This is a genomic window from Tenacibaculum sp. A30, assembly GCF_051200845.1.
Classification (GTDB): domain Bacteria; phylum Bacteroidota; class Bacteroidia; order Flavobacteriales; family Flavobacteriaceae; genus Polaribacter.
Window position 1 is genome coordinate 1105687 of sequence record NZ_CP195160.1, and the last position, 19083, is coordinate 1124769.

A 19083-nucleotide genomic window follows, 5' to 3' on the forward strand; every position below is an offset into this window, starting at 1 on the left:
TAAAATACAACTATGAAAAAGTTTAAAGACTTAACCCCTGAAGAAAGTATAGGCTTAGATTGGGAAATCTATAAAAATGCTTTACAGTTAAAAAAAGACGCTGAACTAATTGCTAAAAGTAGAAAATCATTTTCTAGTGCAACATCATTACTAATACTAAGTTCTGAAGAATCTATCAAATCTTCGTTAATCAAACTACATTCAGAAAAATTTAATATATATAAGCTTAATGAATCACATAAGTTTTTCTTTGATCATAAAATAAGACATCAAATTGCACAATTGATTGAGGTAGGGACTGGTATCACAGAATCATTGATAAAATATGATGATCAAAAGCCTTCAACTTTTTTAAAAACTAATATTAACTGGCTTAACAACATTATTAATGGCTTTATAGATATTGTAAAAGCTTCTGAACCATTAATTAAATCTTCTGACAGAATACAAGAACTTCAATTATTTAATAATTTAAAAAACAAAGGCTTCTATGTAGACTATAAAGACCAAATATTACTCCCTAAAGATGAAATAACAGAATCTACTTATTTAAAAACCTTATTAATTACAAACAGAGTCTTTAAATTTAATAAAACTCTACGTATTCTATTTCATGAGAAATTAAGTAATCATATAGACAATGAAACCATACAAAAAGGCAAAAAATTATTAGAGAATATCATTAATGATGGTATGAAAGAGTTTTCTTTTAAAGAGCTAAGTAATCAATTATCATAAAATGAAGTTACTATTTATGTAAATAAAGATGATTTTTTCATAACGTATAATATATTATACAAACACAACTAATAATGTATATTTTATTATACATTATCAGTTGTAAAGTTTTCAAAAACAGATTTAACAGCATCAATTTTAGCGTTGTTATCAACTTGATGATACATGTTAAAAGTCTTCAAATCTTTGTGACCACTAATGCTCATAATCGTTTTATCAGCAATACCTTTATTTCGCATAATGGTTATAAAAGTTCTTCTAGCAGTATGCGTAGAAATACGCTTATAGAATGGTTTAATAAAGATTTTCTGTTCTACTCCTTTGGTTCTTGTATATTCAACCTCATTAGTAAATCCTGCTTCCTTTAAAATATCTTTGATATAATCATTCTGTTTTTGATTAGATATTAAAGGCAACTCATAATTATACTTTTCTAATATTGATCGTGAAATAGATACTAAAGGAATTTCACGAGTCGGTTTAGAGCTATCCTTCTCTTCCTTTAATATCACACAACCATTATTATTAATTGTTCTTTTATTTACTCTTTTTAATTCCCCATAGCGCATTCCTGTTAAACACTGAAAAATAAAAACATCTTTAATTTTATTTAGTCTTTCATCTTCACAAGTAAAATTATAGAGTGCTTTAATATCCTCAAAAGACAAAGCTTCTTCTCTAGTTAAAACTCTTTTAGGTTTCTTAAAATCAACAAACTTATTATTGTAGGTATGTTCTTTTTTCAAAGCCCAGAACATAAATGTTTTAAATAGCCCTAAGTTTCTATTAAATGTGTTGGTATAGTGATCTTTATACTCATAACAAAAATCAATAAACTCGGTATAGAAGGTATTATTTATTTTACTAAATGTTAGTTTGTACTTCTTAACTTTTTCAAATTCTTGTAATAAGTTCTTAATATTTTTATATCGCTTTATTGTCGAATGTTTCCATTCTTTTCTTTTAATTTTCTCCTCCGTAAATTTGTCATAAACTTCAAAGAACGAAGTTTGACTTAATGTTAAATTATTAAAAGTTTTATCTAGATGCTCTTTTAATAATTGACTTGTAAATTCTGTTTTACTCATTTCGCAACGAGAATGCATTTCCTCAAAAGCATCTGTATATTCATTTATTCTTTTTGTTATTCCTTTTTGGTCTTTAGATATATTTTTTCCTTTATTTTTTGGTTTCTTATTTTCGAAATCCCAATGATCAGGAAGTATCGATTTTCTAATTGAATATTTGAATTGCTTTTTCTCATTTTTAAAGTAACATGAAAAAACAATTAATGTTTCTTTTACATCTTTTGGCTTTCTTAAACAAAATGTATGTTTCATAATTTTATTTGATTTTTTACGCGTTGATAATTGAGTTGATAATTTTCTTATATCTTATTAGTATAAAAGTTATTAACAAGACATAAAAAAAGCCACCAAACCCCTGTATTTAAACAACATATAAAGATTTACTGACAAATAAAAATTAAGCTAAAGTATATTCGGCGTCTCCACTATTAACCCTTATAAGCCTAGTGTTTGTAAGGGTTTTTATTTTTAATTCAAAAAAGCTCATCTCTAACTATCAATACTGTTAAAATTATTCTAAAATAACTTAGATATTCCTTCATTTTTTAACGTTTCCCCTTCTTACACTAAATGAATTATTGAGTATTTTTACAAGTTGATTGTTTAATTAGTGAAGCTCTGAAATAGATACCTTAATCTTATTAAGTTTTTAAAAGACGATATTCTAACTAAAACAAAATCAACCTAATTTTTTATTATTCAAATTATATTATGAAAAAAACAAGCCTTTTTTTAATCGCTTTTTTAATCTTACTACCTACTTCATTGTTTGCCAATGAAGGGATGTGGTTTTTAATGCATATTAAACGTTTAAACGAACGTGATATGCAAAAAATGGGACTTCAGTTAACTGCCGAAGAAATTTACAGCATTAACAACCAAAGCCTTAAAGATGCTATTGTTCAATTTAACGGTGGTTGTACTGCTAGTATTATTTCTGATAACGGATTAGTACTTACAAACCATCACTGTGGTTATGATGCTATTGCTGAATTATCTTCAGAAGAACAAAATCACCTTAAAAACGGATATTGGGCTAAAACATTAAAAGATGAGCTTAAACCCGAAAGTCTTTTTGTAAGATTCTTTGTAAGAATGGATGACGTTTCAGAACGTATTTTATCTAAAGTAAACGATTCTATGACAGAAAAAGAACGTGAAGCTACTATTAACAGAGAAATTGCAAAAATAGAACAAGAAAACAACGAAGGTGGTAAATACACTGTTTCTGTACGTTCTTTTTTCCAAGGAAATGAATATTACTATTTTGTATACGAAGATTATAAAGACGTACGATTAGTCGGTACACCTTCTGATAAAGTTGGTAAATATGGTGGAGATACTGATAACTGGGAATGGCCACGTCACACAGGAGATTTTTCTTTATTTAGAGTATATGCTGATGCAGAAGGAAATCCTGCTGAGTACTCTGAAAACAACGTACCATTGAAAGCAAAATATCACTTACCTGTTAACATTAAAGGGGTAAAAGAGAATGATTTTGCTATGATTTTAGGATATCCTGGTAGAACAAACCGTTGGATGCCTGCAGAAGGAATCGAGCAAAACGTAAACTACGCATATCCTGCTTGGGTGGAAGGTTCTAAACTTAGTATGGATGTGATGAAGAAATACATGGATGAAGATGCATCTATCAACTTAATGTATGCTTCTCAATATGCTAGAATTGCCAACTACTGGAAAAACAGACAAGGTATGATTGACGCTTTAACAGCTCATAAAACTGCCGAAACTAAACGTAAAGTTGAAAAGAAATTTGACAAATGGGCTAACAACAAATCAAATAAAGCTACTTACGGAGATGTTGTTACTAACATCAACAATTACTACAGCTTAACCAACAATAAAGCAAAGCACGACAACTACTTAATGTTATTATTGCGTTCTAGTAAATTTGCTGTTTTACCATATCAAATTGGTAAAGGATTTGAGTCTTATATCGATGCTAACGAAGCTGCTCGTAAGAATTTAATGCCTCGATTGAATGCTTTTATTGAAAGTAGCTACACAAACTATCACTTACCTTTAGAGAAAGAAATTTTAGCAGAACAACTAAAGCTATATTCAGCTAAAGCAAATTACGAATTACCAGAGATTGTAGCTAAAATTGCAAAGGGTGGTGATATTAATGATTACATCAATTCTATTTTCGAATTAAGTATTTTTACGTCTAAAGAACGTGCAACAGCTTTCTTAAAATACCCAAATAAAGAATTATTAGCTAACGATCCGTTATATATTTTATCATCTCAATTATTAGGTAAATATAGAGAACAACCTGAAAACTTAGTACAACCATTAAACGATTACCAAAAATCATTTAGATTATTAGTAGATGGTTTACGTAAGTCTGGTTTAAGCAACATTAAATATCCAGATGCGAACTCTACTTTACGTTTATCTTACGGAAAAGTAAGAGCTTTACCTAAAGATCCTAGAAACGATGCTAGTATTAACAACTACACAACGTTAAAAGGAATGGTTAAAAAATACAAGCCAAACGATAGTGAGTTTGATTTATCTAAAGACATGTTAAATATCTATGAGAAAAAAGACTACGGAAGATATGCTAACAGTAAAGGCGAATTACCTGTAAACTTTTTATCTGACAACGATATTACAGGAGGAAATTCTGGTTCACCAGTTTTAAACGGAAAAGGTGAATTAATCGGTTTAGCATTTGATGGTAACATAGAAGCGATGGCTGGTGATGTTATTTTCGACTCTAACTTACAACGTACAATCAACGTAGATATCAGATACGTACTTTGGTTAATCGATAAGTATGCTGGTGCTAAACGTATCGTAGACGAATTAACTGTTATAGAATAATCTAAATCATTAGTAAACAATACCAAAAAACGCAACCAATTTGGTTGCGTTTTTTATTTTCTATATAATTTTCAGAACTATTCTTCTTTAAACAATTGCTCTTTGTAAGCTGCTTTTTGAATTTGTGCTCTTCTAGTAACTGATGGTTTTACATATTGTTTTCTTTCTCTCAACTCTTGTAAAACTTTTACATTTCTAAACTTACGTTTGTAACGTTTTAAGGCTCTATCAATATTTTCACCCTCTTTTACAACTATTCTTAACATATGACATGGTTTTAATTATTAGACATTTTACATCATACAAATTATCTCATAGCCCACATATACAATGCAGTCCATGATTTTATATGATATTATTTTAGATTAAAAATTCTAATGAAAATGCTTTGTAAAGCAACTGAAGACTAAAAAACTGAAGTATAAGACAGAAAAATAGTATAAAGACTTGTCGATTTTCTCCCGAAATAGGAATAGAACATTAATACGCGCCAAAGGTAGGGTTTCTTTATCGGCTCTACAAGAATTCTAGGTTCTAATTCTTTTTGATAAAAAAAACGCTACCATTTGGTAGCGTCTTCATATTTAAATTGTTTCTCCTAATTCTTTTAACTTAGAAGTATTTTCTGCGAGCATTAACTCGTCTATAATTTTTTGAATATCTCCGTTTACAATATTTGATAAATCGTATAAGGTCAATCCAATTCTGTGATCGGTTACACGTCCTTGCGGGTAGTTATACGTTCTAATTTTAGCAGAACGGTCTCCTGAGGTTACCATCGAACCACGTTTTGCTGCATCTGCTTCTTGCTTCTTCGCCAACTCCATATCATATAAACGAGAACGTAATACCTTAAACGCTTTCTCTTTGTTTTTATGCTGCGATTTTTGATCTTGACATTGTGCCACTAATCCTGTTGGAATGTGCGTTAAACGCACCGCTGAATAGGTAGTGTTTACCGACTGCCCTCCTGGTCCTGACGAACAGAAATAATCAATACGTACATCTTTTGGATTGATTTCTACATCAAACTCTTCTGCTTCTGGAAACACCATACATGTCGCTGCCGACGTATGTACACGACCTTGAGTTTCTGTTTGTGGCACACGTTGTACACGGTGTACCCCTGCTTCAAACTTTAAGGTTCCATATACATCTTCTCCAGTAACTTCAAACTGAATTTCTTTAAATCCACCATTGGTTCCTTCAGAAAAATCTACTGTAGATACTTTCCAACCTTTGCTTTCGCAATATTTAGTGTACATACGGTATAAATCTCCTGCAAAAATACTCGCTTCGTCTCCACCTGTACCTGCACGTAATTCAACTACGGCATTTTTAGCATCTTCTGGATCTTTAGGAATTAGTAAAAACTTAATCTCTTCTTCCAATTCTGGAATACGAGTTTTTGCTTCATCCATTTCCATTTTTGCCATTTCCACCATTTCTGCATCCGATCCGTCAGCAATAATTTCCTTAGCTTCTTCTATATTGTTTAATAAAGTTTCGTACTCGTTTGCCTTTTTAACAACCTTTCCTAAATCTTTATATTCTTTATTTAATTGCACATAACGTTTTTGATCAGAGATAACATCTGGTTGGATGATTAAATCTGATACCTCATCATAACGTTGCTTAACTATCTGTAATTTATCTAGCATAGTATCTTTTCTTGGGGTGCGAATTTACGATTTTTTATCGAATTTAATTCATTATCTTTAATCCTTTAAGTGTTTTATCATGCGTTTTTTACTACTATTCATTACCGGATTTTTACTTTTTTCTTGTCAAAATACGGCAGAGATCAAAAAACCTACATGGTTGATTGGAAAATGGAAACGTACAAACAATCAACCTGATAAACTTACGTATGAGTTTTGGAGTAATGATTTTTCTGGAATTGGTTTCACTTTAAAAGAAAAAGATACTGTATTTAAAGAAGTATTACATATTATTACCAAGAATAATTCTTTGTTTTTACAAGTTACAGGAGTGAATGAAGCTCCTACATTATTTGTTTTCACACAACAAACTGATACTTCTTTTACCGCAGAAAACAAACTAAACGAGTTTCCTAAAGTGATACAATACTGGAAAGAAAACAATCAATTAAAAGCTAAAGTGGCTAACGATGAATTTTCAATTGATTTTGTGTTTGATAAAATAGAATAAAAAAATCACGAGTTGAACTCGTGATTTTTTTTACACATTATCTACCCACATTTTGAAGTACCACAATCATTACACGTTAAACACCCTTCTTGATAAATTAAATTATCCGATTTGCAATTTTCGCAAGTCTGCCCTTTAGCTTTTGTACCGTCTTCTACATAACGCTTTAACGCTCGAACCACTCCATTTTTCCATGTGTTAATAGATTCGCTATCTAATTGTAAACTCTGAATTAAATCTACTATTTTATCAATTGGCATTCCGTGGCGTAATGTACTTGAAAATAGCTTCGCGTAGTTCCAAAACTCTGGATTGAATTTATGTGACAAGCCTTCAATCGTGGTTTTATACCCACGTTTGTTTTTGTATTGAAAGTCGTAACGTGAGCTTCCATCTTCATTTCTATTTTTAATAATCCATCCTTTTTCTACCCAACGTTGAATTAAAATTCCGTCTTCATCATCGGCTAATCCTGTAAAAATCTCATACGGTTTATCATCAACCAAACCAATAAAAGCAATCCATTTTTCCTTTTTATTTTGAAAACGAACCACATCGGCTTCTAAAATTTGCGGACGCTTGATAGGAAATGACGTAAGTATGTTATTTTGATTTGTTTCTTCCTTTTCATCATTTGAAATTAACACTCCAGAACGCGAACCATCTCTGTACACGGTAACTCCTTTACAACCTACCTCCCATGCTTTTAAGTACAATTCGCCTACCAAATCTTCACTAACATCATTTGGCAAATTAATAGTTACACTTATCGAATGGTCTACCCATTTTTGAACCGCCCCCTGCATGGTTACTTTGCTTAACCAATCTACATCGTTAGAGGTCGCTTTATAATAAGGTGATTTTTTTACCAAAGCATCCAATTCTTGCTGTGAAAAGTTTTTAGTAGTATCAATTCCATTCACTTCCATCCATTGTTTAAATCTATGGTGAAACACCACATATTCTTCCCAAGAATCGCCTACTTCATCTACAAAATCTACACGAACATCTTTATCGTTCGGATTTACTTTTTTTCTACGCTTGTATACTGGCATAAATACTGGCTCTATTCCCGAAGAGGTTTGTGTCATTAAACTCGTTGTACCAGTTGGTGCTATGGTAAGTAGCGCTATATTTCTACGTCCGTATTCTAACATTTCATAATACAACTTGCTATCAGCTTCTTTTAAACGTAAAATAAAAGGATTCTTTTTTTCCCTTGTCGCATCAAATATTGAAAATGCTCCTCTTTCTTTAGCTAAGTTTACTGATGCTCGATATGTTTCTATCCCTAATGTTTTATGAACTTTTACTGAAAACTTGTTTCCTTCCTCACTCCCGTATCGAATTCCTAATGCTGCCAACATATCTCCTTCTGCCGTAATTCCGATTCCTGTTCTTCTTCCTTCGTAGGCTTTTTGTCGGATATTTAACCAAAGATTTTTTTCAGTTGCTTTTACCTTATCTAACTCTGGGTCGGCATCTATTTTTTCTAGTATTTTATCTATTTTTTCTAACTCTAAATCGATAATATCATCCATCATTCGCTGTGCGATGACAATATGCTTTTCAAACAGTTTAAAATTGAAAGTTGCCTTTTGGGTAAACGGATTTTCTACATATGAAAATAGATTGATTGCCAATAAACGGCACGAATCATATGGACATAACGGGATTTCTCCACAAGGATTAGTCGATACTGTTTTATAACCTAAGTCAGCATAACAGTCAGGTACCGACTCATTAACTATAGTATCCCAAAACAAGATTCCAGGTTCCGCAGATTTCCACGCATTATGCACAATCTTTTTCCATAATTTTTGTGCTTCAATAGTTTTTGAATATTTCGGCTTTTTACTAAGGACAGGATACTTTTGCGTGTACTCTTCTCCATTTTTTACAGCTTGCATAAAAGCATCATCTATTCGCACCGAAACATTAGCACCTGTTACTTTTCCTTGTTCTAATTTAGCATCAATAAAATCTTCTGAGTCTGGATGATTAATAGACACCGACAACATCAATGCTCCTCTACGACCATCTTGCGCAACCTCTCGTGTTGAGTTTGAATACCGCTCCATAAACGGGACAATCCCTGTAGATGTTAACGCTGAATTTTTCACGGGTGATCCTTTGGGTCTAATATGCGACAAATCATGACCTACACCACCTCTTCTTTTCATGAGCTGTACTTGCTCTTGATCTATTTTCATGATACCTCCGTAAGAATCTGAATCTCCTTCATTACCTATTACAAAACAATTAGAAAGTGATGCTATTTGAAACGGATTCCCTATTCCTGCCATCGGACTTCCTTGTGGTATTATATATTTAAAGTTTTTTATCACTTCAAATATTTCCGATTCTGTTAGAGGATTGGCATACTTTTGTTCTATCCTTGCTATTTCTTTAGCAATCCTTTTATGCATGTCGTTTGGTGTACTTTCATAAATATTTCCTTCAGAATCTTTTAAGGCATATTTATTTAACCAAACGCTTGCTGCCAAATCATCGTTGTTAAAATAAATAAGTGAAGCTTGTAATGCTTCGTCTCGTGTGACTACTTTTTTAGGTGTGCTGTGTGTTGTTGATTTCATTGTTTTACTGAGAATTTAGCGATTAATAAGACATTTATAAAACAACTCAAAAAAAACAACTTAAAACATGATTAAAGTCATAAAGTCAACCAAAAAAAAATGTAAAAAACTAAAAATTAGCCTTTTACATTTTCACCAACATAAAAAAGTTGTTATTTTATTTCTTTTTTAAGAAAATTTAATACTCAAAAGTTCCGTATTCACTTTTGATAGTTAATCTCTTTTTATCAGAAGCTTCTACTCTACCAACAATCTGTGCGTTTACGTTGAATGATTTTGAAATTGCAATAATATCTTCTGCAACTTCAGGAGACACATATAATTCCATTCTGTGTCCACAGTTAAATACTTGATACATTTCTTTCCAATCTGTTTTTGATTGTTCTTGTATCAATTTGAACAATGGTGGAATTGGGAACATATTATCTTTTACAATGTGTAAATTATCTACAAAGTGTAAAATCTTAGTTTGTGCTCCTCCTGAACAATGAATCATTCCGTGCACTTCTTCCGAAGAATATTTTGATAAAATTTCTTTGATAATTGGTGCATAGGTTCTTGTTGGAGACAACACTAATTTACCAGCATCAATTGGTGAATCTACTACCTCATCTGTTAATTTTGTATTTCCTGAATACACTAAATCAGAAGGTACTGAAGCATCAAAACTTTCTGGATATTTTTCTGCTAAATAATTGTGGAACACATCGTGACGTGCAGAAGTTAATCCGTTACTTCCCATACCTCCGTTGTATTCTTTCTCGTAAGTAGCTTGCCCGAATGATTCTAAACCAACAATAACATCTCCTTCTTTGATATTTGCATTATCAATCACATCAGCTCTTTTCATACGAGCGGTTACTGTAGAATCTACAATAATGGTACGTACTAAATCTCCAACATCTGCTGTTTCACCACCAGTTGAATGAATCGTTACTCCAAACGCTTTCAATTCTGCGATTAACTCTTCTGTTCCATTGATAATTGCCGATAAAACTTCTCCTGGAATATTACTTTTATTACGTCCGATTGTAGACGACAACATGATGTTATCAGTAGCACCTACACACAATAAATCATCAATATTCATGATTAAAGCATCTTGCGCTATACCTTTCCATACAGAAATATCTCCTGTTTCTTTCCAGTACATATAAGCTAAAGAGCTTTTGGTTCCTGCTCCATCAGCATGCATGATTAAACAATAATCCTCATCATTCGTTAAGTAATCTGGAACAATTTTACAGAAAGCTTTTGGAAATAATCCTTTATCAATATTTTTTATAGCATTGTGTACATCTTCTTTAGATGCCGATACTCCGCGTTGTGCGTAGCGTTTAGATACTTCGTTACTCATTTGTTGTGTTGTTGTTGCCTGCAAATTTAGGTTTTATTACGCTTTTATCAAGAAAAAAGCGAACGTTTTTTACACGCTCGCTTTATCAGTAATTGTTCGTTTTCTTTTACTCCCAATCTGGCATTGTCGCATTTTCAAACAATGCTGTTCTTGTAGTAGATCCATCACTAAAAGGTACTTTATAAATTGTTTTTGTAGAAATACCATCATTAGACGTATTCACAAAGATAATTTCAGCCTCATTAGGTGATAAACGCGGATCTAAATCATTTGTTCCATCAGATTTTCCTTCTGATAAATCAGTAACTTCTGCCGTAGCAAATTCATATAAAAATAGATGACTGTTTAATTGCCTATAATTACTTGATTCATATCCAGAAATATCTCTAGTGTACAACAGCGAGCTTCCATCTATTGTAAAATTAATTCCCCCTGCAGCTCCTTGCATTCCTGTTAAAACAGTGTCAATAGTATTTCCAGCCATATCAATTGTGTAAATCTGAACATTATATCCACTAGTATTGTTCGTCTTTAAGGCTATTGTAGATTCATCATTACTCCAATCACATTCTGTAATGTAATTACCATCGGTAGTTTGGTATATTTGTTGTAGCCCGCTTCCGTCTTTATTAATCAAAAATAATTTATCGTAATGTGGGTATATTATTCGATCACCGTTAGACGACCAAGCGAAATCTACTTCATTTAAATCAAACGCAACAACTGGCACATTAGAGGTTACTTTTTTAACATCTGAACCATCTGTTTTCATCGTATAAATATGTGTTTCATTGTTATCTGTTCGTAAAAAGGCAACTAAATTTGCTGCTGAATTCTTTCTTGGTCTCCAAGAATTTGTGGTTGGGGAGGTTAACAGAAGTTCATTTATTGGCGCTTCATCAATATAGTCTCCTGAGTAAATAACATTATTTCCTTCTTCCTGTCTTGTATAAAAGTATCTATTATCAGGTGTTGATGTTACTTTAAATGTACTTACAGTACTTAATACTTCGGCATTAATACCATCTGATGCTCCTATTTGCCAAAAATATTTTACTCCAAATTTTAAATCAGTTACCGTATACAAAGTGTCTTTTACATTTTCAAAAGATATAACATCATTATTTAAGTCGTTTTTAATCTCTATTCTGTATGTTATTTCATCTTCATCTGGGTCGGTTGATTTAAAACTTAATTCTACCGTGTTATTTACATCTTCTATCCCATTAACTGGAGCTCTTAATTCTGGCGCAGTTGGTGGGTCGTTTAAAGCGGTTTCGATATCTAATTCAAAAACCACATTAATTTCTGTTTCTGCTCCTAAACCTACAGGTTCAAAAGCTGTTAAAAATCCTTCTTTAGTAGCACTTACAGAGTAGTCTTGTGCTGGTACATCTTCCATTAAGAAGTAACCATCTTCATCGGTAAAAGTTGTATTATTGGTTGGAGACAATGTTATTTTAGCATTAGCTATTGGCTCAAAACTTCTCTTTTTAACTACACGTCCTTTAATAGTACCAAATTCAACAAAATCTACAGTGTCTTCACTACAGTTAAGTAAGGTTACACACATTAAAAGTATTGTTATTTTTATTATATTTTTCATTGCTTTCTTTCTTAAAAATAAACATTTATCCCCGCTCCTATTCTCCAAATAAAATCGTTTCTTTTCCCTCTAACTAACTTATCTAAATTATCTGAACCTAAAAGATAGTTTTCTCCATAAAGAGTTAAACCTATTTTATTTGTTATTAAATATTCTAATCCTAGACCGTACTGAAACTTAAACATTGGATTGTCTAGATTTTTTTCTAAAACCGACCCAACCCCTACATACACATAAGGTGTTAATCTATCATAAGGTAACATATTGTACTCTAAAAAAAGGCTTGACGTTAAAAATGTGTTTTTAAAAGATCTTTCATTTTCTAACGAAAACCTCCCTACACTTCCCCCAAAACTAAATCTAGGGTCCTTAAAAAAGTATCTATATTTTAAATCGAACCCAAATCTTGCTACTGGATTTGAGTAATCTCCAGAAACTATTGAAGCTCCTCCCATTACACTCATTGAATTGGTAGCTCTTCTTTTCTCTTGTTTTCTATTAAACAATAAAGTGTTATCTGCTTCATTTTTTTCTTTTAAATATTCATTTTTAAAGAGGTTAACAACTGTATCACCTCCTTGGGGTGTCCATAAACCATCAACCACTCCTTCTATAATTAACTGTTCTACTGCTTTATCTATAGCCTCTTTTACAGCTAATTGCATAGGCTCGTTTTTTGTTACTCCTGTTTCTGCTTCTAACAATCTTCTTAATGAAACATACCTGTATAAATTAGCTGAAATACCCTGAGAGAGTATTGTTTTAGATACGTAAATGTTTTTTAAAATTTGCCCGTTTGATGTAGACACCGCTCGTAAATACACTGTTATCCTGTCTTGTCGGTATTGGTTAGACGCTCCTGCACCAAAGTACCGAAGTCCTGAACCTCCTGTAATAATATTTGAATCGTATGAAACAACACCGCCTTCAAGTATAATTCCTGCAAAAAGCAATGGTGGCATTTTTTGAGAATCCCCCCCTTGATACTCCTGCCTAGTAGATCTTATTATTTGTCGTTCATTTAATAGGTTAGCAATATTCTCTCTTTCTATTGGGGTAAACCATTTTGACTCTTCTAAAGACTTTAATAAAATTGATGTTCCTCCTTGGGTAACTGCTGTACTAAATGTAGATCCATTTTCAGTAGGCTTGTACTGTCCTGTTTGATCTCTAAACTTATAAACTCCTACGATTATTTTCTCGACAGGTTGAATTTTTTTAATTAAGTCGTTTTGTAAAGAGGTATTCTCTCCTATTCTAGCATTTGTAGTATCAAATGGTTGGTTTAGGTATGCTCCACAACTAGAGAACAAAATAAAACTTAAAGAGAATAATAGTTTAAATAATAGTTTTCTCATAAAACTTAAGTTATAGTTAGTCGTTTGGTTATTAATTATTTGGTATTATAATCTGTGTTTGTTCTCCTGTTTGAGTATTTAAAATATTTACAGACAACCCACCGCTTGTAGGTGTTACTTCTACCACTAAAGACCCAAACACATAGGTTCCTACAGTTAATCCTTGATCCCCAAACTGTTCTTGAAACAGATCTTGCGACAAGGAATTTAATAATTGTCTATTTAAGCTGTTTGTAAAGTTCTCTAAATCTGAAGGCTGCTGAAAAGGGTCTTGTCCTTCCTCTTGAAAGTCATTTTGTGCATTAGCTGATGCTAAAATTTGCTGATATCCGAATGGATTATTTCCTCCGAAAAAAGGATTTATAGGTTTATAAACCAATTCTTGTGAAAAAGAACAGTAGCTTGCTAAAAACAAAGCAATTACCATTATATTGACTTCTGTTTTCATAACTCATTTTGTTTAAATTTTATAACTTAGTAATTTATTTCGTTGTTTTGAGTAGGTACTTAACCTTGCCATAGTTGCTTTTACAGCTTGTTTTAGAAAATCTTCTCCTGGCATAGTCATAAACTCAAAAACTTTATTATCATCAGCCTCTATTATTAAAACTGTAGTCCTTCTTAATCCTGGTTTTTCTTTTATTTTTATAATGAAAGGATACTTTAATCCTGAGAGTAAATATTCTTGATAAAAAAAATCATAAAAATCCTTTCCTACCTTTGTTTTTGCTTCTTCAATAACTAAACCCTTTAATATAAACTCTGATTCATCAATTACTTCCTTTTTTGTTACTCCAACCTTTTGAGGTAAAATAACTAAAGTGTCTTTATCTATTAATTTCTCTCTGTGTTTTATAAATAAATACACTCTTAATTCTTCATATGGGTTTAAACTAAGTCGTATTAAAGATAGTTCTTTTTTTTCATTAGGCTTCAAAGAAAACTGTCCTGATTGTTTATTACTTGAATAACTTTCTTCTTTACTCTTTTTCAACACAACTAAATTGTAGTTAAGCTCATCTTTAAATAACACGCTTTCATTTTCTGCTTGAGCTTTTACATCTAAAAAATTATCTTTCTTAAGAACAACAACTTTAGCATTCACATCTGTTTTTTCTTGTGTAAAGCTTCCCACATAGAATAATAAAAAAACACATCTTATAATATTTTGAAAAAAATGAAAACTTGACATTTGCTTAATAGTTTCTTATTGTAATTGCTTTGTAATTAGCCTTCTGAATAATTTTCACATGTTCCATTAAAGAGTTCGTCCCATAAATATGTAATGAATTTGCGTTACCTTCTTGAAGAATATTCATCTTTGTTGGTGAATTATTATAATAATCTATAAAATTATAATAGTTATCTCTACCCTTTTGCCCTATTAACTGTATATCACTAACTCCGTTTTTCACTTCTACAACATTATTAACTCCCAACTGATTTATTGATAAATTATAATTATCTATCGATCTATCAAAATCTTGTAAATTATTTAATGAGTTGATATTTTTTTCTAAAACTAGAAAAGAAGCATCACTTCCTATTTGAGGTACAGATACAAAGTAGGTAGATGTATTTTGTTGTGCCGTAGCTTTTAAACTAAATATTAAAAGTACCATACACAGTATTATTTTCATCCTTCTCAGCATTATCTTAGTTCTTTATAAATAAGGGGAAAGAAGAAGAGAATGCAATCCCTTCTCACTCTCCCTTATTTTTGTTGCTTAATTTACTACTAATTAATAAACCCTACAGTCCTGTTTGCTCAACGCAAGCCTTGTTCATGTATCCTGCTTGACCAATAAAACTAGCATTTCCAGAACCTTGTGCATCTTGTATAACAGAAGCATGATTATCTACACCAAACTGACTAATTAAACTTAAGTTAATACCAGTATCAGCCTTTTGATCAACGCAAGCTTCATTACCCCAACCTGTTTGCGCAATACCTGAAATATTTAGACCTCCATTTGACGATTGGTTTGTAGAAGCTACATTTCCGTTACCAAATTGAGCAATACCATCTATATTAAAGCTACCTCTTTGAACTTGCTTAGCTTTATTATGATCACCAATTTGTAAAATACCCGCTACACTTCCTGGTGCACCATTAGTTCCCGTGCTTTGATCTTGATGAGCAAAGTTTCTTCTACCTGATTGTGCCACTATAGCCACGTTATTATCAAAACGTTGTTTTTGAATTGAAGTGTTCTGACGACCTGTTTGATAAGCATATGCTCTGTTATTTTCTGCCCAGCCTACACCCACATCTTGTTGCGCATAATTTTTATACCCAACTTGGTTAACAAAACCTGAGTTATAATCACCATGTTGCTTAATGTCAGTTTCATTCTTTCTTCCTCTTTGATATACTGTAGCTTCATTTCCTAAGCCTCCAGAAAATCCTTGATTTTGACCATCTTGATCAATATTAGATAAGTTCCCCACTCCAGTTTGAACCACACTTGCATCATTCATATGCCCTGTTTGATCTACATAACTCGTGTTAATTGCTGCTCCTCTATCCCAATAAGAAGGTCCTACTTGAGGAACTGAACATCCAATACAATTCGCTTTAGGTGTTGGTAATGGATTGGCAAACTGTGCAAACACTGTTCCTGAAGCTAAAAAAATTGCTGCTAATAAAAAATTTTTCATAATTGATAATTTTAAAATACGTTGGTTAATTTTTAGTATAATCTATCTACAACAAGCTTAGAAATATTAAAATACTTGTAATACAGAAGAGAATACTAAATTATAAGGGTAAAATAAAATTACGGGGTAAAATGTACTGTAGTTTTTATAACCACAACTACATCCATCAGTTTAAAATAAAAACTGTAAAAAACCTATATATAGTTTGCGTGTTTAAACATAGCTAAAGTAGGTATTTTTTTGCCTCAAAAAACACGTTTAAAATCTCCCTCCTACCAAAAAAAAAAAAAAAAGCCGAAAAACACAGTATTAGTAATGTCTCGGCTTTAATAAGTCAAAAAAAAAAATACTGTTAAAAGGGAAAAAACCCTTTTTCTTAAACAGATTTCCTTTTACATAAATAAGGATTTACCTCGTAAATAACAATTCTCTATACTTTGTTAAAGGCCAAAGATTATCGTCAACCATTAATTCTAATTTATCGCAGTGGTAACGAATTTCATCAAAATACGGTTTTACCTTATTGCAATACGCATCTGCATTTTTTTGTCCTTCTAGCTTATTCGCTTTTTTACGCTCTTCAATCATTTGTTCTACTTTAGAATTGATTTCAGCTATGTGAAGCGATATTTTTTGAATTAAATCGATTTGCTCATTGGCATACTTTTCAAAATTATTTCCGAAGATTTCTTTTAATCCTCGTACATTTTCTATCAATGTATTTTGATATTGAATCGCCGTAGGTATAATGTGATTTCTTGCAATATCACCCAATACTCTACTTTCTATTTGAATCTTTTTTGAATATTCTTCCAACTCAATTTCATGACGAGCTTCAACCTCTACTTTATTCATCACACCCATTTCTTCAAAAAGTGAAATGGCTTTTTTAGAAATTCGTGCTTTTAATGCTTCCGGAGTAGTTTTATTGTTTGATAAACCTCTTTTTTTCGCTTCTTTCTCCCAAGCATCTCCATACCCATCTCCTTCAAATCGAATGTTTTTCGAAGCTTTAATATACTCTCTTAAAACATTAAATATTGCTTCATCTTTTTTAAGCTTCTTAGTATCAATTAATTTATCAACCTCTTCTTTAAACTCGTTTAACTGTCTTGCCATAATGGTATTTAACACCGTCATAGGACCCGCACAGTTAGACCACGATCCTACCGCACGTAATTCAAATTTATTTCCAGTAAAAGCAAAAGGTGACGTTCTGTTTCTATCTGTATTATCTAATAAGATTTCAGGAATCTTACCTACGATATTTAATTTTAAATCCGTTTTCTCCTCTGGTGATAATTTTCCTTTGGTTACATTTTCTAACTCATCTAACACCTCAGATAATTGTGTTCCGATGAATACTGAAATAATCGCAGGCGGTGCTTCATTAGCTCCTAAACGATGATCATTACTTGCACTTGCGATAGATGCTCTAATCAATTCTTCGTAATCATGAACTGCCTTAATTGAGTTCACAAAAAAGGTTAGGAACTGTAAGTTTTTCATCGGAGTTTTACCCGGACTCAATAAATTAACTCCTGTATTGGTAGATAAACTCCAGTTATTATGTTTTCCTGAACCATTGATTCCTGCAAATGGCTTTTCGTGAAATAGCACTTTGAATTTATGGCGTTGCGATACTTTTTCCATCACATCCATTAATAATGAATTGTGATCTACCGCTAAATTCGCTTCTTCAAAAATAGGTGCTAACTCAAACTGATTCGGTGCTACCTCATTATGGCGTGTTTTTACTGGTATTCCTAACAACATACATTCATGCTCTAAATCGCGCATAAAATTCAACACACGTGTTGGTATTGACCCAAAATAATGATCATCTAACTGTTGTCCTTTTGCTGGAGCGTGCCCTAACAATGCTCTACCCGTCATCATAATATCAGGACGCGCTGCTGCTAAAGCCGTATCAATTAAAAAGTATTCTTGTTCCCAACCTAAGGTTGCATTTACTTTTGTTACATTCTTATCAAAATATTTACATACTGCTGTAGCTGCAGTATCTACTGCTTGTAGCGCTCTTAATAGCGGTGCTTTGTTATCTAAAGCTTCCCCTGTATACGCAACAAAAACTGTAGGAATACACAAAGTTGTACCATAAATAAATGCTGGCGAAGTAGGATCCCAAGCTGTGTATCCACGTGCTTCAAATGTATTTCGGATTCCTCCATTAGGAAAACTAGAAGCATCTGGCTCTTGCTGTACTAACTGACCTCCATCAAACTTTTCCATGGCGCCACCATCTATAGTTTCAAAAAAGGCATCGTGCTTTTCTGCAGTTGATCCTGTTAAAGGTTGAAACCAATGTGTGTAATGCGTTGCTCCTTTAGACAACGCCCAATCTTTCATACTCACTGCAATTTGATCTGCAGTTGCTCTATCTATCTTCGTTCCAAATTCAATTGCATCCATAACACTTTGGTATGCTTCTTTTGTCATATGTTGACGCATCGCCTGCTCGTTAAAAACGTTTTTGCCAAACAATTCCGAACGGCGTTCTTTTTCTTCTACAACGATAGGTTTTCTGTGTAAAACCTCTTGTAATGCATTGAATCTTAAAACTGACATATATAATAAGGTATAAAAGTTAAACATTTCAAAAGTACATAATTTTCACCTTAAAAAGAAACAC

15 protein-coding genes are annotated in these 19083 nt (G+C 32.2%); 3 read left to right on the forward strand and 12 right to left on the reverse strand.

Annotated elements, in window-relative coordinates; all coding sequences use genetic code 11:
• Positions 1 to 12: 12 nt before the first annotated feature.
• Positions 13 to 738: an AbiV family abortive infection protein gene (locus ACR9ES_RS05295; RefSeq protein ID WP_125068525.1), complete on the forward strand. Its 726-nt coding sequence runs from the start codon at positions 13 to 15 to the stop codon at positions 736 to 738.
• Between the two features lie 86 nt (positions 739 to 824).
• Here ACR9ES_RS05295 and ACR9ES_RS05300 read toward each other — a convergent pair whose 3' ends face one another.
• Positions 825 to 2078, reverse strand: a complete 1254-nt coding sequence (locus ACR9ES_RS05300; protein WP_125068527.1) for a tyrosine-type recombinase/integrase — start codon at positions 2076 to 2078, stop codon at positions 825 to 827.
• Between the two features lie 459 nt (positions 2079 to 2537).
• Here ACR9ES_RS05300 and ACR9ES_RS05305 point away from each other — a divergent pair, with 459 nt between their 5' ends.
• Positions 2538 to 4679: a S46 family peptidase gene (locus ACR9ES_RS05305; protein WP_274635042.1), complete on the forward strand. Its 2142-nt coding sequence runs from the start codon at positions 2538 to 2540 to the stop codon at positions 4677 to 4679.
• 77 nt (positions 4680 to 4756) lie between these two features.
• Here the strand turns inward: ACR9ES_RS05305 and rpsU are convergent, their stop codons facing one another.
• Together rpsU and prfA are read right to left on the reverse strand one after the other, a co-directional pair.
• Positions 4757 to 4945 (reverse strand): 30S ribosomal protein S21, encoded by a 189-nt coding sequence (rpsU, locus tag ACR9ES_RS05310; RefSeq protein WP_133534602.1) that lies wholly within the window; start codon positions 4943 to 4945, stop codon positions 4757 to 4759.
• Between the two features lie 318 nt (positions 4946 to 5263).
• Positions 5264 to 6340 (reverse strand): peptide chain release factor 1, encoded by a 1077-nt coding sequence (gene prfA, locus ACR9ES_RS05315; protein ID WP_435255367.1) that lies wholly within the window; start codon positions 6338 to 6340, stop codon positions 5264 to 5266.
• Between the two features lie 79 nt (positions 6341 to 6419).
• Here prfA and ACR9ES_RS05320 point away from each other — a divergent pair, with 79 nt between their 5' ends.
• Positions 6420 to 6851 (forward strand): DUF6265 family protein, encoded by a 432-nt coding sequence (locus tag ACR9ES_RS05320; RefSeq protein ID WP_125068539.1) that lies wholly within the window; start codon positions 6420 to 6422, stop codon positions 6849 to 6851.
• 41 nt (positions 6852 to 6892) lie between these two features.
• Here ACR9ES_RS05320 and ACR9ES_RS05325 read toward each other — a convergent pair whose 3' ends face one another.
• The 9 genes from ACR9ES_RS05325 to ACR9ES_RS05365 form a co-directional block, all read right to left on the reverse strand.
• Positions 6893 to 9448: an adenosylcobalamin-dependent ribonucleoside-diphosphate reductase gene (locus ACR9ES_RS05325; RefSeq protein WP_125068541.1), complete on the reverse strand. Its 2556-nt coding sequence runs from the start codon at positions 9446 to 9448 to the stop codon at positions 6893 to 6895.
• 178 nt (positions 9449 to 9626) lie between these two features.
• A complete protein-coding gene (locus ACR9ES_RS05330; RefSeq protein WP_435255368.1) occupies positions 9627 to 10805 on the reverse strand; it encodes an AIR synthase related protein in 1179 nt (392 codons plus the stop codon).
• 106 nt (positions 10806 to 10911) lie between these two features.
• Positions 10912 to 12411 carry a carboxypeptidase regulatory-like domain-containing protein gene (locus ACR9ES_RS05335; RefSeq protein ID WP_435255369.1) on the reverse strand — a complete coding sequence of 500 codons (1500 nt, stop codon included), beginning with the start codon at positions 12409 to 12411 and terminating at the stop codon, positions 10912 to 10914.
• Positions 12412 to 12422: 11 nt separating this feature from the next.
• Complete coding sequence (locus tag ACR9ES_RS05340) at positions 12423 to 13769, reverse strand: CsgG/HfaB family protein (protein WP_274633902.1); 1347 nt, start codon at positions 13767 to 13769, stop codon at positions 12423 to 12425.
• 31 nt (positions 13770 to 13800) lie between these two features.
• On the reverse strand, positions 13801 to 14217 hold the full coding sequence (locus ACR9ES_RS05345; RefSeq protein ID WP_274633903.1) for a curli assembly protein CsgF: 417 nt from the start codon (positions 14215 to 14217) through the stop codon (positions 13801 to 13803).
• 12 nt (positions 14218 to 14229) lie between these two features.
• A complete protein-coding gene (locus ACR9ES_RS05350) occupies positions 14230 to 14961 on the reverse strand; it encodes a CsgE family curli-type amyloid fiber assembly protein (RefSeq protein WP_435255370.1) in 732 nt (243 codons plus the stop codon).
• A 4-nt stretch (positions 14962 to 14965) separates the two neighbouring features.
• Positions 14966 to 15391, reverse strand: a complete 426-nt coding sequence (locus ACR9ES_RS05355; RefSeq protein ID WP_274633905.1) for a hypothetical protein — start codon at positions 15389 to 15391, stop codon at positions 14966 to 14968.
• Positions 15392 to 15521: 130 nt separating this feature from the next.
• The gene (locus ACR9ES_RS05360) at positions 15522 to 16430 is read right to left on the reverse strand and encodes a hypothetical protein (protein WP_274633906.1); all 909 of its coding nucleotides are present in this window, start codon (positions 16428 to 16430) and stop codon (positions 15522 to 15524) included.
• Positions 16431 to 16838: 408 nt separating this feature from the next.
• Positions 16839 to 19019: a glutamine synthetase III gene (locus ACR9ES_RS05365; RefSeq protein ID WP_435255371.1), complete on the reverse strand. Its 2181-nt coding sequence runs from the start codon at positions 19017 to 19019 to the stop codon at positions 16839 to 16841.
• Positions 19020 to 19083 lie beyond the last annotated feature (64 nt).

Coding starts and splice junctions, on each gene's coding strand:
- ACR9ES_RS05365 (WP_435255371.1), bottom strand. CDS start 19,019: ATGTCAGTTTTAAGATTCAATGCATTACAAGAGGTTTTACACAGAAAA.
- ACR9ES_RS05350 (WP_435255370.1), bottom strand. CDS start 14,961: ATGTCAAGTTTTCATTTTTTTCAAAATATTATAAGATGTGTTTTTTTA.
- ACR9ES_RS05320 (WP_125068539.1), top strand. CDS start 6,420: ATGCGTTTTTTACTACTATTCATTACCGGATTTTTACTTTTTTCTTGT.
- ACR9ES_RS05325 (WP_125068541.1), bottom strand. CDS start 9,448: ATGAAATCAACAACACACAGCACACCTAAAAAAGTAGTCACACGAGAC.
- ACR9ES_RS05335 (WP_435255369.1), bottom strand. CDS start 12,411: ATGAAAAATATAATAAAAATAACAATACTTTTAATGTGTGTAACCTTA.
- ACR9ES_RS05360 (WP_274633906.1), bottom strand. CDS start 16,430: ATGAAAAATTTTTTATTAGCAGCAATTTTTTTAGCTTCAGGAACAGTG.
- ACR9ES_RS05340 (WP_274633902.1), bottom strand. CDS start 13,769: ATGAGAAAACTATTATTTAAACTATTATTCTCTTTAAGTTTTATTTTG.
- rpsU (WP_133534602.1), bottom strand. CDS start 4,945: ATGTTAAGAATAGTTGTAAAAGAGGGTGAAAATATTGATAGAGCCTTA.
- prfA (WP_435255367.1), bottom strand. CDS start 6,340: ATGCTAGATAAATTACAGATAGTTAAGCAACGTTATGATGAGGTATCA.
- ACR9ES_RS05355 (WP_274633905.1), bottom strand. CDS start 15,391: ATGGTACTTTTAATATTTAGTTTAAAAGCTACGGCACAACAAAATACA.
- ACR9ES_RS05295 (WP_125068525.1), top strand. CDS start 13: ATGAAAAAGTTTAAAGACTTAACCCCTGAAGAAAGTATAGGCTTAGAT.
- ACR9ES_RS05305 (WP_274635042.1), top strand. CDS start 2,538: ATGAAAAAAACAAGCCTTTTTTTAATCGCTTTTTTAATCTTACTACCT.
- ACR9ES_RS05300 (WP_125068527.1), bottom strand. CDS start 2,078: ATGAAACATACATTTTGTTTAAGAAAGCCAAAAGATGTAAAAGAAACA.
- ACR9ES_RS05345 (WP_274633903.1), bottom strand. CDS start 14,217: ATGAAAACAGAAGTCAATATAATGGTAATTGCTTTGTTTTTAGCAAGC.
- ACR9ES_RS05330 (WP_435255368.1), bottom strand. CDS start 10,805: ATGAGTAACGAAGTATCTAAACGCTACGCACAACGCGGAGTATCGGCA.